The organism is Brevibacillus nitrificans (genome assembly GCF_003710965.1).
Classification (GTDB): Bacteria; Bacillota; Bacilli; order Brevibacillales; family Brevibacillaceae; genus Brevibacillus; species Brevibacillus centrosporus.
The window spans coordinates 1,477,131-1,493,473 of the sequence record NZ_RHHU01000003.1 but is presented as its reverse complement, the minus strand read 5'-3'; the positions used below and the strand labels follow the sequence as shown (position 1 = coordinate 1,493,473).

The 16,343-nt window shown below is 49.5% G+C and carries 18 protein-coding genes; 9 read left to right on the top strand and 9 right to left on the bottom strand.

The features are described from left to right. Positions 1 to 10 precede the first annotated feature (10 nt). The 4 genes from EDM59_RS09030 to EDM59_RS09015 all read left to right on the top strand — a co-directional run bounded on the left by EDM59_RS09030 (position 11) and on the right by EDM59_RS09015 (position 3,229). Positions 11 to 766, top strand: a complete 756-nt coding sequence (locus EDM59_RS09030) for a carboxymuconolactone decarboxylase family protein (RefSeq protein WP_122923249.1) — start codon at positions 11 to 13, stop codon at positions 764 to 766. A gap of 125 nt (positions 767 to 891) precedes the next feature. Continuing rightward, complete coding sequence (locus EDM59_RS09025) at positions 892 to 1,749, top strand: aldo/keto reductase (protein WP_122923248.1); 858 nt, start codon at positions 892 to 894, stop codon at positions 1,747 to 1,749. Between the two features lie 71 nt (positions 1,750 to 1,820). Next, complete coding sequence (locus tag EDM59_RS09020) at positions 1,821 to 2,228, top strand: cupin domain-containing protein (protein WP_122923247.1); 408 nt, start codon at positions 1,821 to 1,823, stop codon at positions 2,226 to 2,228. 374 nt (positions 2,229 to 2,602) lie between these two features. Then, positions 2,603 to 3,229, top strand: a complete 627-nt coding sequence (locus tag EDM59_RS09015; RefSeq protein ID WP_122923246.1) for a LysE family translocator — start codon at positions 2,603 to 2,605, stop codon at positions 3,227 to 3,229. A gap of 175 nt (positions 3,230 to 3,404) precedes the next feature. Here EDM59_RS09015 and EDM59_RS09010 read toward each other — a convergent pair whose 3' ends face one another. Continuing rightward, the gene (locus tag EDM59_RS09010) at positions 3,405 to 4,925 is read right to left on the bottom strand and encodes a carboxypeptidase M32 (RefSeq protein ID WP_122923245.1); all 1,521 of its coding nucleotides are present in this window, start codon (positions 4,923 to 4,925) and stop codon (positions 3,405 to 3,407) included. Positions 4,926 to 5,102: 177 nt separating this feature from the next. On the opposite strand from EDM59_RS09010, the gene EDM59_RS09005 reads away from it, so the two are divergent. Beyond that, positions 5,103 to 6,701, top strand: coding sequence for a peptide chain release factor 3 (locus EDM59_RS09005; protein ID WP_122923244.1), 1,599 nt, complete (start codon positions 5,103 to 5,105; stop codon positions 6,699 to 6,701). A 181-nt stretch (positions 6,702 to 6,882) separates the two neighbouring features. Here EDM59_RS09005 and EDM59_RS09000 read toward each other — a convergent pair whose 3' ends face one another. Further along, positions 6,883 to 7,413 (bottom strand): GNAT family N-acetyltransferase, encoded by a 531-nt coding sequence (locus EDM59_RS09000; protein ID WP_122923243.1) that lies wholly within the window; start codon positions 7,411 to 7,413, stop codon positions 6,883 to 6,885. Positions 7,414 to 7,593: 180 nt separating this feature from the next. On the opposite strand from EDM59_RS09000, the gene EDM59_RS08995 reads away from it, so the two are divergent. After that, a complete protein-coding gene (locus tag EDM59_RS08995) occupies positions 7,594 to 8,760 on the top strand; it encodes an MFS transporter (protein ID WP_122923242.1) in 1,167 nt (388 codons plus the stop codon). Between the two features lie 67 nt (positions 8,761 to 8,827). On the opposite strand, the gene EDM59_RS08990 is transcribed toward EDM59_RS08995, so the two are convergent. After that, a complete protein-coding gene (locus EDM59_RS08990; RefSeq protein ID WP_122923241.1) occupies positions 8,828 to 9,622 on the bottom strand; it encodes a DUF817 domain-containing protein in 795 nt (264 codons plus the stop codon). Then, positions 9,619 to 10,464, bottom strand: a complete 846-nt coding sequence (locus EDM59_RS08985) for a sulfurtransferase (RefSeq protein ID WP_122923240.1) — start codon at positions 10,462 to 10,464, stop codon at positions 9,619 to 9,621. Before EDM59_RS08985 ends, EDM59_RS08990 begins: the two co-directional genes overlap by 4 nt. A gap of 97 nt (positions 10,465 to 10,561) precedes the next feature. Between EDM59_RS08985 and EDM59_RS08980 the strand changes: the two genes are divergently transcribed. Next, entirely contained in the window at positions 10,562 to 11,134 is a 573-nt protein-coding gene (locus EDM59_RS08980; protein ID WP_122923239.1) for a DUF502 domain-containing protein, read from the top strand. A gap of 127 nt (positions 11,135 to 11,261) precedes the next feature. Here the strand turns inward: EDM59_RS08980 and EDM59_RS08975 are convergent, their stop codons facing one another. From EDM59_RS08975 to EDM59_RS08965, 3 genes are all read right to left on the bottom strand, one after another. Further along, positions 11,262 to 12,053 carry a DUF2935 domain-containing protein gene (locus EDM59_RS08975; RefSeq protein WP_122923238.1) on the bottom strand — a complete coding sequence of 264 codons (792 nt, stop codon included), beginning with the start codon at positions 12,051 to 12,053 and terminating at the stop codon, positions 11,262 to 11,264. Between the two features lie 202 nt (positions 12,054 to 12,255). Further along, positions 12,256 to 12,501, bottom strand: a complete 246-nt coding sequence (locus tag EDM59_RS08970) for a hypothetical protein (RefSeq protein WP_122923237.1) — start codon at positions 12,499 to 12,501, stop codon at positions 12,256 to 12,258. A gap of 69 nt (positions 12,502 to 12,570) precedes the next feature. Further along, on the bottom strand, positions 12,571 to 13,014 hold the full coding sequence (locus EDM59_RS08965; RefSeq protein WP_092268030.1) for a DUF2621 domain-containing protein: 444 nt from the start codon (positions 13,012 to 13,014) through the stop codon (positions 12,571 to 12,573). 178 nt (positions 13,015 to 13,192) lie between these two features. On the opposite strand from EDM59_RS08965, the gene EDM59_RS08960 reads away from it, so the two are divergent. Both EDM59_RS08960 and EDM59_RS08955 read left to right on the top strand, forming a co-directional pair. Next, positions 13,193 to 13,567, top strand: a complete 375-nt coding sequence (locus EDM59_RS08960; RefSeq protein ID WP_092268031.1) for an ATPase — start codon at positions 13,193 to 13,195, stop codon at positions 13,565 to 13,567. A gap of 59 nt (positions 13,568 to 13,626) precedes the next feature. After that, positions 13,627 to 14,586, top strand: coding sequence for a tetratricopeptide repeat protein (locus EDM59_RS08955; protein WP_122923236.1), 960 nt, complete (start codon positions 13,627 to 13,629; stop codon positions 14,584 to 14,586). A gap of 163 nt (positions 14,587 to 14,749) precedes the next feature. Here the strand turns inward: EDM59_RS08955 and EDM59_RS08950 are convergent, their stop codons facing one another. Together EDM59_RS08950 and EDM59_RS08945 are read right to left on the bottom strand one after the other, a co-directional pair. Continuing rightward, positions 14,750 to 15,556: an ABC transporter permease gene (locus EDM59_RS08950; protein ID WP_122923235.1), complete on the bottom strand. Its 807-nt coding sequence runs from the start codon at positions 15,554 to 15,556 to the stop codon at positions 14,750 to 14,752. Next, entirely contained in the window at positions 15,537 to 16,340 is an 804-nt protein-coding gene (locus EDM59_RS08945) for an ABC transporter ATP-binding protein (RefSeq protein ID WP_122923234.1), read from the bottom strand. The genes EDM59_RS08950 and EDM59_RS08945 overlap by 20 nt, the downstream gene beginning before the upstream one ends. Positions 16,341 to 16,343 lie beyond the last annotated feature (3 nt).

Genomic DNA, 16,343 nt, shown 5'->3' with positions numbered 1-16,343 from the left:
AGGCACAGGGATGAATCGAATGGAAAAGAGCCAAGAAATATACAAACAGTTATTTGGGAATGGAGTGCCAGCAGCAAATGCTACAGACCCTGATTTTCAGGACATCCTGAACCCATTCATTTTTGGGGAAGTTTGTTACCAAGGCGATCTTGATATCAAGATTCGTGAGCTTATTACCCTAGTGGTGCTTGCCACAAACCAAACCTTGCCGCAACTAGGGGCGCATGTTCATGCTGCGCTGAATGTCGGACTTACACCGGTGGAAATCAAAGAGGCCATTTATCAATGTGCGCCATATCTTGGATTCCCCAAAGCACTGAATGCCCTCAGGGAGATCAACGAAGTCTTCAAAGCCAGAAATATTGCATTGCCACTTGAGAGCCAAAAGCAGGTCATAGAAGAGAATCGCTTTGACAAGGGGCTTGCAGTGCAGGTAGAAATCTTTGGAGAGGTCATAGCAAAGAATCGACAGAATGCCCCGACCAATCAAAAGCATTTTCAGGACTATCTATCCGCTTTTTGTTTCGGAGACTTCTATACACGCGGCGGCCTCGATTTGAAAACAAGGGAGCTGCTAACGTTCTGTATCATTAGCGCGTTGGGTGGCGCAGAAGGGCAAGTGAAGGCACATGTGCAGGGCAACGTAAATGTGGGCAACAACAAGGAAACATTGATTACGGCGATTACCCACTGCCTTCCCTATATAGGATTTCCGAGAACGCTGAACGCACTAGCATGTGTGAATGAAATCATTCCTGAAATGTAAGAGAATAGGGAATCCCTTATCTGAGATCAAAATGTTCAAGCTGATAAGGATACATGAAACGCTGGAGACTCTAGCGTACAGCACAAGGACAACAAAAAATAGATTCATGCAGAGGAGACAAAAATATGTTAAACGAAACTATCCAATTAGCAAATGGGATAGAAATCCCCAAATTAGGTCTTGGTACCTGGCTGCTTGACGATGAACAGACAGCGCAGGCAGTGCGTGATGCGGTTTCTATCGGATATCGCCATATTGATACGGCTCAGGCTTATATGAATGAAGCTGGTGTAGGTGAAGGGATCCGATCCTGCGGTGTCGCTAGAGAGGAACTTTTCATTACAACAAAGGTTGCTGCAGAAATAAAGAACTATGATGCAGTTATGCAGTCCATTGATGAGTCATTAGCAAAAATGGGGCTGGATTACATTGACCTTCTGATTATCCACAGCCCGCAGCCTTGGAAGGAGTTCCGTCAGGAGAGCCGCTACTTCGAGGAAAACAAAGAAGTATGGAAAGCAATGGAGGATGCTTATAAGGCAGGCAAAGTAAAGGCAATCGGTCTTTCTAATTTCCTACAAGATGACGTGGAGAATATTCTTGCAAACTGTGAGATCAAGCCTATGGTAAATCAGATATTGGCACATGTAAGCAATACACCTTCGGAGCTGATTGAATTCTGCCAGAAGAATGAAATCCTAGTAGAGGCATATTCACCGATTGCACATGGTGCGATCCTTGATCATACAGAGGTTAAAGAACTAGCTGATCAGTATGGCGTATCTGTTGCTCAGCTTTGCCTACGTTATGATATCCAGCTGGGTCTTGTCGTAATTCCTAAGACGGCAAATCCAGATCACATGAGAATTAATGCAGATCTTCATTTTGTTATCAGCGAGGCAGATATGGAGTCTTTGAAGAATGTAGAGCGGATCCAGAATTATGGGGAGCATAGCTTCTTTCCGGTATTTAGCGGGAAATGAAAGTAAACGGACAAGAGCGAGCGATCGGCAAGAGAATCTAAAACGTAATGCTATGTATTGGAGGTACCGAAATGATCAAACATGAAGAAGTAAAAAACGGCGTTATTTTCCCAGTGGGTGAAAAAAATGAAGCATACGCTCGATATTTTGTGGGACAAAGTTATCTTAAAACATTAATTTCCGATCCTAAAGTGAGTGTTGGCGTTGGGAATGTGACCTTTGAACCAGGATGCAGAAATAACTGGCATATTCATCGTGATGGATTTCAGCTTCTATTAGTAACTGGTGGCGAAGGCTGGTATCAAGAAGAAGGTAAACCTGCTCAATTTTTAAAGGCCGGTGATGTTATTGTCACCCATGATGGTGTAAAACACTGGCATGGGGCTACAAAAGACAGCTGGTTTGAACACATTGCCATCACCGCAGGTACACCGGAATGGTTGGAGCCAGTTGCAGACGTGGAATATAACAAGTTGTAAAAACAGAGAACTATGCAAGAAGGCAGCCGGGATTCGGCTGCCTTTTTTAACGTATAGGAATTTATAAGCGTAATGCTTATGAATTTCGGAGCGCATGGCGAAGTGCCTCAGCGTCCGCTTCTGGCATTACTTCGGTAAAACTTTCCGCTAAAACGCGGTCGCTCCTCCTCGAACAGGGCTTGATAGAGGTTTTCTTATCGAATTATCGAATGACGCGAGAATGTAGCAAGGAACGTTTATGGACACTCCCTGCAACCTCGTCCATTTAGCCCTGAGTCTAGCGGCGTGGAAATCACAAAACAAGTATTTTCACTATTCTCCATTTGTGATAAAGTGATTCACATCATTTTCATGCAGAGGGGAAGGAATGGAAGATGGGAAACTTTTGGTTGTTCGTCGTCATGTCTATTTTACTGATTATTCTTCCTGGTCCCGACACTGGACTCGCCACGCAAAACACGATTGCGCACGGAAAAAAGGGTGGGTTTCAAACGGTCTTCGGCATCACGACTGGCTTGGTCTTCCATACTTTGGCGGCGGTGTTTGGGCTTTCGGCGATCCTGGTCAAATCGGCAGTCCTGTTTTCTGTTTTTAAATACGTCGGTGCCGTGTATTTGATTTACCTCGGCCTTACCTCCATCTGGGCGTTGAAAAAGAACAAAGGAACGGAGCAGGAGGAGCAGCAGAGCAAATACAAGCATAAATCTCCGTTTCGTCAGGGGCTGCTGACGAATCTGCTGAACCCCAAGGTGGCGGTATTTTTCCTGACGTTTCTTCCGCAATTTTTATCGGCTGGGACCAAGCCTTTTCTCCAATTCTTGCTGATGGGCGCGACGTACACCGTACTTACGATTCTGTGGTTCATCCTCTACGTGTCGTTCATCAACTACATTCGCACCTGGATGAAGAAGCCGTCTACACAGCGGGCCATACAGGGGATCTCCGGGTTTGTACTCGTCGCATTTGGAATCAAGCTTGCCTTTGAAAAAGCTCCCAGCTAAGCTGTGAGAGATAGCGAGACAACTTCCTGTTTCTACGAAAAAGAAGCGCTCCTCCAAAGAGGAACGCTTTTTTCATGTACAGTAAGAATTTATAAGATTCTTAGCCAGTATAAGTGTAACTAAGGCTCCGTCACAAAGCTTGGCGGAGCCAAGTTTTCTAATCAACGAGGATTCCTTATAGCTGATAGATGGCAGAGAACTTCTTCTCCAGATAATCCATCAGGTAGGTAGCATTGGTCCCTTCACCGGTGATGGCTTGAACAAGCTCTTGAGGGCTCTTCATTTTTCCGTACTGGTGAATGTTCGTTTTCAGCCACTCGCGGATGGGAGCAAAATCTCCTTTGGCAATCAAGTCATGATAGCCACTGATTTGCTGCTCCATCACGTGGGCAAACTGAGCAGCATAGACGTTCCCCAGGGAGTACGTAGGGAAATAGCCGAAGCTTCCACCAGACCAGTGGATGTCTTGCAGCACGCCGAGTGCATTTGTCGGAGGAGTAACCCCCAGGTATTCTTGCATTCTTTCGTTCCAGATTGTAGGCAGATCAGCGACTTTCAGCGTACCGTTGATCAAGCCTTTCTCGATCTCATAACGAATCATGATGTGGAGATTGTACGTCAACTCATCCGCTTCGATACGGATGAAAGACGGAGTGACTTCGTTGATCGCACGATAGAAACCATCTACACTGACCCCGTCGAATTGGGCAGGGAATGCTTTTTGCAGATCGCTGTACAAACCGTTCCAGAAAGGCAGGCTGCGGCCGATCATGTTTTCCCAGAAGCGGGATTGAGATTCGTGAATACCCATGGAAGTACCATCGCACAATGGGGTAAACAGCAGTCTCGGATTGATATTTTGCTCGTACATGGCGTGTCCGGCTTCATGGATGGAACCGAACAGAGCTGTATTGAACTCGTTGGCATCATAGCGGGTCGTGATGCGCACATCTCCTGGGTTGAAAGAAGTACAGAAAGGATGCGCGCTGCGGTCCATGCGACCTGCTTGGAAGTCGTAGCCAATGCGTTCCAAAACGAAGCGGCTGAAGGCTTCCTGTTCTGCTACTGGAAAATGTCTTTTCAAGGAAGAGGTGTCAGGCTTATTCGGTGACTCCGCAATCGCGGCCACCAGCTTCACCGTTTTCTCACGCAAGGTAGTGAAGATCGGGTCTAGCTGATCGACGGTCATGCCGGGTTCGTAGAGATCGAGGAGTGTGTTATACTTGTTTTTTCCGTCGTGACCCCAGTAGTCGATGAACGCAAGCTGGAAGTCGACGATTTTTTCGAGGTAAGGCTGGAACAGAGAGAAATCATCTTTTTCACGTGCTTCTTCCCAGATGGTCTCTGCCTGTGAAGTCAGAACGACATACTCTTGGTATGTGGCTGCGGGAATTTGCTTGTTGCGGTCATATTCCTTTTTGCATTCGAGAACGGTGTGACGGGTTACTTCGTCAAGAGCTTCTAGAGCTGCGGGCTCACTCAGCGTCTCCAGAAACTCTTCCATTTCTTTTGAGGTCGCTAGCTTGAACTGTTCGCCAGCCAATGTACCAATGACCTCGGAACGCGCTTCCATTCCTTTGCGGGGAGCTTGGGTTGCCTTGTCCCAATGAAGGACGGCGATAGCCTGATTGTAGCTCGACAGCTTTTTCACATACGCTCGAAAAGCGGTTGAACGTGCTTCCAGATTGGTCGACATGAGGTCCCTCCTGATATCGTTTTCGTATGTACTTTCTTGAATGCAGTCAAAAAATTTTTACTACTACACATTATAATGGTTTTGCGGAAAAATACTAGGTGGATGCAGCACGAAAATGTCGGTATAATCGTAAGGAAAAGAATGAGGCTACTTACTTGTCATGACAGGAGAATGAAGATGAGTCAAATCAATCCCCAATGGGAGAAGGAAATAGCGAAACGACGCACCTTTGCCATCATCTCCCACCCGGATGCGGGTAAAACAACGATGACGGAAAAACTGCTCTATTACGGCGGAGCCATCCGTGAAGCGGGGATGGTCAAAGGACGGAAAAACTCCAAGCATGCGACCTCCGACTGGATGGAGATCGAGAAAAAGCGCGGAATTTCCGTGACGTCCTCTGCGATGGACTTTGAATACAAAGGGCATCACATCAACATTTTGGATACACCTGGTCACCAGGACTTCAGTGAAGATACGTATCGGACTTTGACGGCTGCCGACGCGGCCGTGATGATTATCGACGTCGCCAAAGGGGTCGAGGCACAGACGATCAAGCTGTTCAAGGTCTGTCGCATGCGCGGGATCCCGATCTTTACCTTTGTCAACAAGCTGGACCGTCACGGGAAGGATCCTTTCGAGCTGCTGGAGGAAATCGAGCGCGTGCTGGGGATTCGTTCGTATCCGATGAACTGGCCGATCGGAATGGGCAGCTACTTTAGCGGGGTATACGACCGGATGAAATCCCGCGTAGAGCTGTACCAAACCGGCACGCAGCACGAGGAGATCTCCTTTTTCCCTGTAGAAGGAGCAGAAGATCCGCTCATCGGAGATCGTGTCGGGCAGGAGCTGTGGCAGCAGCTGCAAGATGAGGTTTCCTTGCTGGATGTGGCTGGGGACGATTACGACGAAGAGCTGATTGCAAAAGGAGAGCTGACTCCTGTCTTTTTCGGAAGTGCGATCAACAACTTCGGGGTACAGACCTTCCTGGACAACTTCCTGCAAATGGCACCGCCGCCGTCGCCTAAGAAAAGCAACGCCGGAATGATCGATCCGTATTCGAATGCGTTCTCGGGCTTCATCTTCAAAATCCAGGCAAACATGAACCCGGCTCACCGCGACCGCATTGCATTCCTGCGCATTTGCTCCGGTAAATTCGAACGCGGTATGTCTGTGAAGCACGTGCGTCTGGGCAAAGATATCAAGCTGGCGCAGCCTGTGCAGTTCATGGCGCAGGACCGCGAAATTGTCGATGAGTCATTCGCAGGCGATGTGATCGGTTTGTTTGACCCGGGCATTTTCCAGATCGGCGATACGCTCTGTGTGGGGCAGGCATTCGAGTATGAAGAAATGCCGCATTTCTCGCCAGAGTTTTTCTCCAAGGTCATGGTAAAAGATGCGATGAAGCACAAGCAGTTCCAAAAAGGAATCATGCAGCTGACGGAAGAAGGGACAGTCCAGCTGTTCCGTACGCATCCGATGGAAGAGCTGATCCTGGGCGTGGTCGGGGTACTCCAGTTCGAGGTATTGGAGTACCGTCTCAAAGCTGAGTATGGAGTCGACATCATGCTGACTCGCATGCCTTACCAGATCGCTCGTTGGCTGGAAGGCGACAAGGCTGCGATCGACGCACTCAAAAACAAGATTGTAACAGATCGCTACGGTCGTCCGGTCATGCTGTTCGAAAGCGAATACCAGCTGCGGGTAGCGATGGATAAGCATTCGTCGATCAAGTTCCACGAGAGCTCGCTGGGCTTGAAATCCGTTCTGTCATAAGGGCAGGGCAAAACTATCATAGAAGGCGAAAAGGGACTCACCGCATAGGTGAGCCCTTTTTTTCACGAAGATAGGGAGGAACGCATGCAAATAGCTGCCCGCCATTCACTTGCTCCCTTATACAAAACGAGGCAGGCACATCCGCTTCACCACCAGCACACATCACCTAGCAGGATACTCCCTAGTCAGTCGTGCTGGCATGAGAAGCATCGTAGACGAACAGCCTCAACATCTCAGAATCATTCGCCATTTGGATCAGAAGCTCAAACCGCAGGCCGAGCTTTTCCAGCAAACGGCCAGACGACTGGTTGTCTTGCGTCGTAATAGCGACCACTCTGGTTAGACCGAGAGTTTCCTTCGCGTACTGCATGACGGCGGATGCGGATTCGTACGCATAGCCTTTGGAGCGATAGTCAGGAAGGAAAGCGAAACCGATATCGACATCCTCCAGCCCCTCTCTTTTGACCAGGCCACACATGCCTAGCAGGTTGTGGTCTTCTTTGCGTTCCACAAGATAAAAGCCAAATCCGTCTCTTTCATACGATTTGATAGCGCCATTGGCAATATAGGAACGCGCATCATCGAGTGTCCGAACACCACGATCGCCGATAAACTGCAGCCAGGCAGGGTCGTTTACCAGCTCGAGTATAAAGGGGGCATCGTCCAGTGTCTGGTAGCGAAGATAGAGGCGTTCGGTTTCCAGTACGATCAAACAGATCACATCCTTTCAGAAATGCAGAAGTTGATGTCTTTGACATGCCTGGCAGAAATTCCTTTATCGTTCTATATTTTCTTTTTTTGGTCACCTACCAACGCCGTTATCCTATTTGGACGACTCCCCTCATATACTGGGACAAAGGTCTGTAACACCCAAGGAGAGGAGGAGAATGCCTTGAGGGTTCTCCTGTTTGTCGTGTTGTTCCTCGTTTCATTTGACATGCACGCACAGACGCCGCTATTGGCGCCGTATTTAAACATCCTGGGAGTCTCAGCAGCCATGATTGGCTTTGTTCTGGGGGGATATGCCATCAGCAATCTGACCGGAAATCTGCTGGCTGGACCCTTTTTGGATCGATACCCGAAAAAGTGGTTCATCTCTGGAGGATTGATGCTAGCAGGGGTCATGCTGATTGGCCAAGGGGTCGTACAGCACACAGGAGGATTTTTTGCCTTTCGTCTCATGCTCGGCTTTTTGATGGCTTTCGTTTCCCCTGCCTGCTCGGCTTTGCTTGGTGAGACGGGCAAGACTGCTGTCGAGCAAGGAAAAATCATGGGCAACAAAGGACTGGTGCTAACGTCGGCAGGGATTGTTTCGCCTGCGGTGGGCAGTTTTTTGGCTGTCCAATTTGGCTATAGTCAATCCTTCATCATCTTGGGCTATATCATGCTGGTCGCGGGTGTATTTGCCGGATTGGTTTTGCCAGCAAGGGTACCCGGCAGTTTGATTGAGCCAAGCCGTTCCGCCGCTGCTGCCAAAAGGAAGCCGGGTGGGAAAGGGACTTTAACGCATGTCCTGGAAAATCGGTTGTTGTATCCCGCATTTCTAGGTGGCTTTGCGATCATCTACGCGCAAGGGACGATTATTTATGAGGTTCCGCTATTGATCCAGAAGCAAGGGCTTTCACCCGCTGTCACTGGAGTTCTCTTCAGCCTGAAAGGGCTGGGAGCGCTGGCAATCCTCGTTCAATTCTGGTTGTACAAGGTATCCATTGAGCAACGTGCGTTTGCAGGACTAGCCGTATTGAGTCTGCTGCTGTACACGATGGCGATCGGGGTAGCCATCCCACTCCAGATCATGATGTTTTTGTTGGGAGCCTGCTTTGGAATGCTGTTCCCGGCATTTGCGACGATGCTTACCGTACATTCTCCACGAGAGCTGTACGGCAGTGTATTTAGCATCTATTCGGCGATCCTCTCCATGGGAGCGGTGCTGAGTCCCATCATTGCTGGGTTGATTGGCAACTGGCACCACTCGTATTTCATCGCCTTTTTCGTGACGGCTGGGGTATGCTTGGCTGGGGGAATTCACCGGCTCATTCTCAGTGGAGTAACCCGTTAGGACAGCTTGAAAAAGAAAAGGCATTCCCAGGTCAGACGGGGAATGCCTTTGCCATGCAGATCGATGGCTAACGCTGCTTCGATTTGGGGTTGCCTTGCGTAATCCGGCTTTTCACATGCTTGAGCTGGGCCACGATAATGAAGCTGACAATGACCAGCAAAAACCACGAGCTGATCTTGCTGAGGTGGACGATTTCCCAGCCGTTTCGCTGGTTCGGGTAGTACCAGGCGCCAAAAAACGTAGCGATATTTTCGGCGATCCAGATGAAGAACCCGATCAGAAAATAAGCGAGGGGAAGAGGCATCCACAGCCGCTCCTCCGCGACGCGAAAATGGACTCGCGAACGCCAGAAGACGACGAAGATCGCGGCCATCAGGTACCAGCGAATATCCACCCAGAAGTGATGGACAAAGAAATTGAGATAGATCGCAGCTCCGAGTAGAACAGCTAACCAAGGAGCAGGCCATGCCGTTAGAGAGACGTCCAGACGGCGCCAAGCCTGACATAAATAGCTCGCGACACTCGCATACATAAAACCGCTGTACAAAGGAACGCCGAATATTTTGCTGTAAGCCTCTTCAGGGTATCCCCACGATCCCATATGGACCTTGAAAATCTCCAATGCCAAGCCGATCAGGTGAAAAACGGTAATCACTTTTAGCTCGTCTTTGGTCTCCAGACCGCTTTTCACCATGACGACTTGAAACAACAGGCAAAGGATAAGCAAGAGATCGTATCTGCCTAGACCGGGTATCGTCACGAACTTGGACAAGGCGAGTGACGCGAAGATAAATACCGGAAACAGACAGGACATAGCCTCCTGGTAGCCAAAGTGCAGCAGGAGGCGAAAGGCACGAATCACTCTTTGATCTCGTCAGCTGGAGTAGGGCCGACTGCAACAGGCAAATCGTAGGAGCTCCAATCGCTCCAGCTGCCTGCGTAAAGCTTCACATCTGTGCGGCCAGCAGCATGCAGGGCAAGCAGGTTCGTGCATGCCGTCACACCGGATCCGCAGTAGACGATGACATCCTGATCGGCAAAGGATGCGACTCGCTCCTGCAGTTTGTCAACCGGCAGCATGGTCATATCCGCACCAAGGTTATCCTTGTAGAAGAAATGACGAGCACCTGGGATATGGCCTGCTTTCGGGTCGAGTGGCTCCACTTCGCCTCGATAGCGTTCACCGGCGCGGGAGTCGAGCAGGATGGTTTCCGGATTTCTTTCGCGAACGCCACGGATATCGACGAGCATTTCGGAGCGTACATGTGGCGTGAAGGTGCGCGGAGTCGGTGTGCGAACCTCTGCCGTAACCGCATAGCCTGCGTTTTTCCAAGCGGCATAGCCACCGTTGAGAACAGCGGTTTTATCGTGTCCCAAATAACGCAGGAGCCACCAGAGTCGACCGGCCATCGCCATTTCCTGATCGTCGTAGGCGATTACGGTTGTCTGTTCATCAATGCCGTTTTGAGAGAGGAACGCAGCAAACGTTTCAGGGTCAGGCAGGGGATGGCGACCGCCATGCTCGGCTTTTGGGCCGGAAAGATCGCGGTTTAGATGGAAGTAGAGAGCGCCTGGAATATGATCCTGCTCAAAGCTTTCAGAACCTGCTTCTGCGAGGCTCAGATTGAAACGGCAGTCTACGATGACGATGTGTTCATCGTGAAGATGCTCGTGCAGCCATTGCGGTGAGACGAGTGCTTGCATGAATCTCCCTACTTTCACTTTTTTCCCTTCATCATAGCAGAAGAGCGATTAGATAGGGTACAATATTCTGGTTAGTTTGTGGGGAAGGAGCCAAGTCATGAGACGTTTTATCCGTTATTTCCTGGAGGGCTTGCTGTACGTCATTCCGCTGGCCGTCACGATCTATATTTTGTATACGATTTTTGTCACGGTAGATAGCTGGCTTGGTCTGGGAATCCCTGGTGTGGGGTTTGTTCTGACCATCGTAGGCATTACGGTCATCGGTTTTCTCGCATCCAACGTGCTGACGCGAGGGGTGCTGTCACTCGTATCCAAAGTATTTGAGCGAGTGCCTTTCATCAAATTGATCTACACGTCCATCAAGGATTTGATCGGGGCATTCGTGGGTGAGAAGAAAAGCTTTGACAAGCCGGTCCTGGTCACGCTATCCAAAGAGGGCAGTGCGAAAGCGATCGGTTTTATCACAAAGGAAAGCATGGAAGCATACGGCTTGGAAGACCATGTAGCCGTCTATCTTCCGCAGTCGTACAATTTTGCGGGGAATCTTTTGCTGTTTCCAAGCGAGCAAGTTCAGCCGCTCGATGTAGAAAGCTCGGAAGCGATGGCGTTTCTCGTGTCGGGCGGGGTTTCAGGAAAGGCAGAGAATGCAGCGAAAAAGCCGATCTCCTAAAGAAAGGAGCATCGGCTTTTATTCGTTTCCCCATCGAGTTCGTTTTTATGATCCAGAGCAGGCGCGATTTTGATTAAAAATGTACAGGAGTGCGCACTTGTGGTTTAGCCTGTGCGTTCGATCTTTGCTATCGAGCTTTTGTTAAGGCATGATCGAACGAATCTAGTATCTCTAAGAAATGAGACGCTTCACGAAACACGTGATCAGCCAATAAAGGAGGGATGAGGCTTTTGATTCTGCACGCCTCGATTAATTCATGGGCGGTTTTCTTGAAATCGCGGAGCTGGCGAACAGAAACGCGGTTTTGATCCACAAACTGGTCGAGAAGTGGCTGGGTTTGGGATTGGGGTCGCATAGAATCGAGATCTATGGCTTGGAACAGGAGCTGGTCAAAGTCATGACTGAAATCTCGTGCCTGCTCTACCAGTTTTCTTTCCGAGGGGTCCAGAAGATGGTTAATAAACTTAGCATGATCGGCCATGATTCGCAGGAAGAACACGTTTTCATTAATAACGGCATCAGGCAAAGCGTCCAGTGTTCCTGTATTGAGCTGCTCCAGACGTTTCATGAAATAGTTGGCTTCCCTGCTTACATGATCGACAAGTAACGGAAAATTATTGCCCAGTATTTTGCAGTGGAGGATGAGGCCAAGTACCTTTCGTTTAAATGCCCAAATATGGCATACTGCCTGATAAACGATATTGTTAAATTCGTAGATCGTTTGTGGATCAGAATCAGAGGAGTAGGAATGGGAGCGGTTTTCAATATCCTCAAAGACCCTATAAAACCGATCAGCCTCGTTTATCAATTGTGTATCGTCGCAATGAAATCCTAATTTCAGAAAGAGAGAATGCTCTTTCATGATTCGCGACCAGAAACGTATCTCTTCTAATGACCTCTCGACAAATTGGTCAGCCATACATACCTCCAAGAATCGCTGAATTTTGATTGATAGCTGTCGCTGCTCCCACTCGGAAACACACTGTATTTCTATGTGTTTACCCATCTCGATGAATAGGCGATAGCCCAAATTTTTTATATGAGGAAGCCCAATTTTACGTGGAGCATAAAAAAGCTGTCCCTCAAAGAGAATACACTCTTCAAAGGACAGCCTTTTTGGATCAGCTGCTGAAAAATCCGCTGTGACTGCTATGCTTCCTGCGGTAATGATGATGCCCATATGATTTATGTCCATGTGACCAAAATGGGCCGCGGCGCTTGTAATCACTGCTGCTGTGGTGCCGGTAGTGTCTCCCGCCCATGTTCCAGAGGAAGCTTGCCCCTTTTTTCAGTAGAACGACGACAATAACGGCAGCGATAATGAAAAGCACCAGGCCGATACCCAATATGGTTAGTATGACTGTCATCCGCATCTTCTCCTTGGCGATGAATCTACCATGTAATACGGATGAGTGGGTGAGTGGTTTCAAAAACGATCAGCTCTCGACGTTCAGGTAATGCTCATAGCGCTTGTAGTCGATCTGCTTGTCCTTCAAGTGCGAGATCAGAAATTTATGGTCTCGTTTTGGCGTAGCGAGGATATAACCTTTGACAATCAGGTCGATGTTGATGGAAGAAGCTTTTTCCTCCAAAGCGAGCTGACCGATTTTTCCTGCGATCGTGCGTCTAGCCACGTCCCGGAAAAGCTGAGGGACAGGATCGACTAGTTCGTTGAGCAGGGTAAGTCCGTCCTCTGTCCAAAGCGAGCGAGTCTGATCGATGTAATAGTCCTGCCAGTCCAGATCGGATTTGCCGTCTTTTTTCGGCATTGATTTTAAAAATTTGCGGAACATGAAATAGCCGCCGATCCCCATTAAACCCACGAGAAGAACGGACCAGCCGACGATAAACAGGGAAAACCCTGTAGACATTTGTGACATGCTTCGGCACCTCGTTAAGCGTACTTTTTACAGGAAAATGTTTGCTAATAGAAGTTTACCGTATTTTTGGCACGGCAACAAACTTTTTATGTAAAAGCCCATCCTGCCGGTTTGCTCTTCCCAAGAACACATACAATTTAGTATGATTAGAATTAATCTTTTTAGGGAGTTGACGCTCATGTTCAAGCTAGGACAACGCGTCGTCATTGTTGCCGACTCCTTTGAGCAAGGCTTGCCATTGGGCGAATACGGTTACTTGATCGCACGCGACCGGAATCCTGACAGTGCGTTTGCTTGGGTGGTTCGCATACCCAAAATAGATAAGCAGTACCCCGTTGTTGAAGAGGATATCGCCCTCGAGGCGAAGCTGCTTGAAGAAGAGGCAGAGAGGATCTCACGTGAAGCGCTGCTCGACTTTGCTCTGGCTACGCGCAACGAGGCCCTTTTCCGTCAGCTGGTGGGCTTGCAGGATGAAGAAGAGGCAAATGACGAACCTGTAAAGGAATCAGTAGAGGACTTTATTCGTAAAGTAAATATGAAGGCTTGGATTTAAAACCAGGGAGCGACAGCTTCTTGAAACAATTGCAGAGGAAATGAAAGCGAGGCCGTTACATGTCTGAATTTGTGTCGTTTACCAATGAGTTTGGTCAAACCATCGATATGTCCCGAGAGGACTACCAGAAAAAAGTGATCCCCCATAACTTGGACATGTACTGGGACAATAAAGAAAAGCTTCGCGATTTTGCGATGGAATTGGTGAAGGAGCAATTTCATGAGCAGGCAGCCGTTGCGGCCAACCGACTTTTGGAATTGTACGGTCCGATTGAGTCTGCGCTCATTTTTCGTGCAGTCGTCCATATGCAGGCGAGGGAGTTTGATCGGGCAAAAGCGATCTTGAGTGATTGCCTCGAGCGCTTCCCTTCGTCCGGCACAGCTTGTACGAACCTGGCAAAAATCTACGCCTATGAAGGCGATGAAGCCAAAGCGTTTGAAACGCTGAATACAGGTCTGCATAAAGACCCGAATCAGGAAAACGGCTTGAATATGTTCGTGGAAAGCTTCCTGCAATCGGGCCGAAAGGAAGAGCTGAGACAGCAGCTCGAGACGCTTGCTGGCAAAGAAGGCGCCTGGCGTCCACAGCTGCACCTGGCGAGATTGGCATTGACCGAAGAGAACCTTTTGAAAGCCATGCATTGGTATACGCTGGCTATTGAAGGTGCCAAGGATCGTTTTGAAGTCGTAATGACTGTGACCGGTGAGCTCGGACAAGCTGGCTACGTCTATCAGCTGATCCAGATTTGCGAAAAGTTTTGGACTCCGGATTTCCCGTTCCCGTATGCTGGATTCAACTATGCCAATGCGCTCATCGCAACGGACCAGAAGGAAAAGGCTATCGCCATTCTCCGCAACATGCAGGAGCAGCTGGCAGACAACTACAAGCCGATGGTCGATCATTTCCTCTTGCGTGTACCTGGCGCCCAGGAAGTGGAAGCAGCGGCGGCCGCAAAAGTGGCACAAAGCCAACCTGCCGATGCAGGCACCAAAAAAAGCTGGTGGAAAATCTGGAAATAGCAAAAAGCAATAAGAGCGCCCGTGCCATGTGTCCGGGCGTTTTTTGTTTTCGGGATATTAGAGTGTTAGATGCAGGAGAAACGCTTGCCAATCGCACTGAATAAGAAAAAAGCGGGCTGGTTCTCATCCCGGAAGAACCAGCGCCGCTGTTTGGTGTTGCCATCTATTTAAACTGGCTGGTGAGCCGCCTTTCCAGGTACGCGACGCCTTGGTACATCAAGGTTGCGACGACTGCAATGATGGCGAGGCTCATCATGACCAGGGTGAAATTAAAGACTTGGAAGCCGTAAATGATCAGGTATCCCAGCCCTTGCTGAGAAACAAGGAACTCTCCCACGATGACCCCTACCCAAGAGAGACCGACGTTTACCTTCAGTGTAGCGAGGATCGTCGGGATGGTAGAGGGGAGGATTACCATCGAGAAAATTTGCCGCTTGCTTCCACCCAAGGTTTGCACGACTTTTACGTAATTGGGATTCACTTCTTTGAAACTGGTGTAGATGTTGATGGTGGTAATGATCACAGAGATCGCGCAGCCCATGGCAATCACGGAGAACAGTCCCGGCCCGAAGCTGACGATAAAAACCGGTCCCAGCGCAACCTTTGGCATGCTATTGGCGATGACGAGGTAGGGCTCCAGAACACGGGAGAGGAAAGGCGACCACCAAATAACGGCGGCGATCACGGTCCCGAGCAGAGTGCCGAGCAGAAAGCCTACGATCGTCTCCCAGACCGTCATGCCAACGTGGGGGAGAAGACTGCCATCCATGAGTCTCGACCAGAATTCTGTCACGACTTTGGATGGGTAGCTGAAAATGAGCGAGTTGATCGTATTCGTCCGTGCGAGCAGCTCCCATAATCCGATGAAAGCGACGAACAGCAGAAGCTGTGTGGAAAGCACCCAGGATCGTGAACGGGCTTCTTGCTTCAGGAACTTTCGATGGGCGGATTCAATGTCCTTTTGCTGCATCAGAAACCACCTCCATCTCTTTCCAGACACGGTGGAACAGATCCTGGAATCCGTCTTGATTTCGTGCGTCAAACGGGATCGCATTGCGGATGTGCGCGGGTATATGGACCTCGCTGTTGATCCGGCCTGGATTGCGAGAGAGGATATAAACCCGGTCACCCATCGCGATAGATTCGGAGAGGTCGTGTGTGACGAGTACGGCGGTCTTTTTGTGCCTGCGAAGAGTTGTGAAGATCAGGTCCTCGAGCTTGAGCTTGGTTTGATAATCGAGGGCAGAGAAGGGTTCATCCAGGAGCAGGACGTCTGGCTGACAGGCCAGCGTACGCACGAGAGCAACCCGCTGTCTCATCCCCCCAGACAGCTGCATCGGAGACGATTTGCGTACATCGATCAGCTCCATCTCCTCGAGCAAATGGAGGGCGTATGCTTCGTTTTCTTTGGTCCGCAGCCCTTGAATATCCAGTCCGAGAAAGACATTGTCTTCGATGCTGCGCCAGTTGAAAAGGTAATCCTGCTGGAGCATGTAGCCGACCTGCCGGGAGGTGCCTGAAACCGGATTTCCGTCGATCAGGACCTTACCTGCCGTAGGTCGCTCCAGTCCGGCCATGATGGAAAGCAATGTTGTCTTTCCACAGCCGCTCGGGCCAACCAAGCAGATGAACTCGCCTTCCTCCACGCGCAGGTTGATATCCCTGACCGCCATGAATGCCCGGGTAGCGGATAGGTAGAGATGGGTCACGTGGCCGAGTTCTATTTTGGCCGGCGTTGAAGGAGCCTGGTTCATCCT

Coding starts and splice junctions, on each gene's coding strand:
- EDM59_RS08965 (WP_092268030.1), bottom strand. CDS start 13,014: ATGTCACAAATGTCTACAGGGTTTTCCCTGTTTATCGTCGGCTGGTCC.
- EDM59_RS08960 (WP_092268031.1), top strand. CDS start 13,193: ATGTTCAAGCTAGGACAACGCGTCGTCATTGTTGCCGACTCCTTTGAG.
- EDM59_RS09030 (WP_122923249.1), top strand. CDS start 11: ATGAATCGAATGGAAAAGAGCCAAGAAATATACAAACAGTTATTTGGG.
- EDM59_RS08950 (WP_122923235.1), bottom strand. CDS start 15,556: ATGCAGCAAAAGGACATTGAATCCGCCCATCGAAAGTTCCTGAAGCAA.
- EDM59_RS09020 (WP_122923247.1), top strand. CDS start 1,821: ATGATCAAACATGAAGAAGTAAAAAACGGCGTTATTTTCCCAGTGGGT.
- EDM59_RS09015 (WP_122923246.1), top strand. CDS start 2,603: ATGGGAAACTTTTGGTTGTTCGTCGTCATGTCTATTTTACTGATTATT.
- EDM59_RS08970 (WP_122923237.1), bottom strand. CDS start 12,501: ATGACAGTCATACTAACCATATTGGGTATCGGCCTGGTGCTTTTCATT.
- EDM59_RS09005 (WP_122923244.1), top strand. CDS start 5,103: ATGAGTCAAATCAATCCCCAATGGGAGAAGGAAATAGCGAAACGACGC.
- EDM59_RS09010 (WP_122923245.1), bottom strand. CDS start 4,925: ATGTCGACCAATCTGGAAGCACGTTCAACCGCTTTTCGAGCGTATGTG.
- EDM59_RS09025 (WP_122923248.1), top strand. CDS start 892: ATGTTAAACGAAACTATCCAATTAGCAAATGGGATAGAAATCCCCAAA.
- EDM59_RS08975 (WP_122923238.1), bottom strand. CDS start 12,053: ATGGCTGACCAATTTGTCGAGAGGTCATTAGAAGAGATACGTTTCTGG.
- EDM59_RS08945 (WP_122923234.1), bottom strand. CDS start 16,340: ATGAACCAGGCTCCTTCAACGCCGGCCAAAATAGAACTCGGCCACGTG.
- EDM59_RS08980 (WP_122923239.1), top strand. CDS start 10,562: ATGAGACGTTTTATCCGTTATTTCCTGGAGGGCTTGCTGTACGTCATT.
- EDM59_RS08955 (WP_122923236.1), top strand. CDS start 13,627: ATGTCTGAATTTGTGTCGTTTACCAATGAGTTTGGTCAAACCATCGAT.
- EDM59_RS08985 (WP_122923240.1), bottom strand. CDS start 10,464: ATGCAAGCACTCGTCTCACCGCAATGGCTGCACGAGCATCTTCACGAT.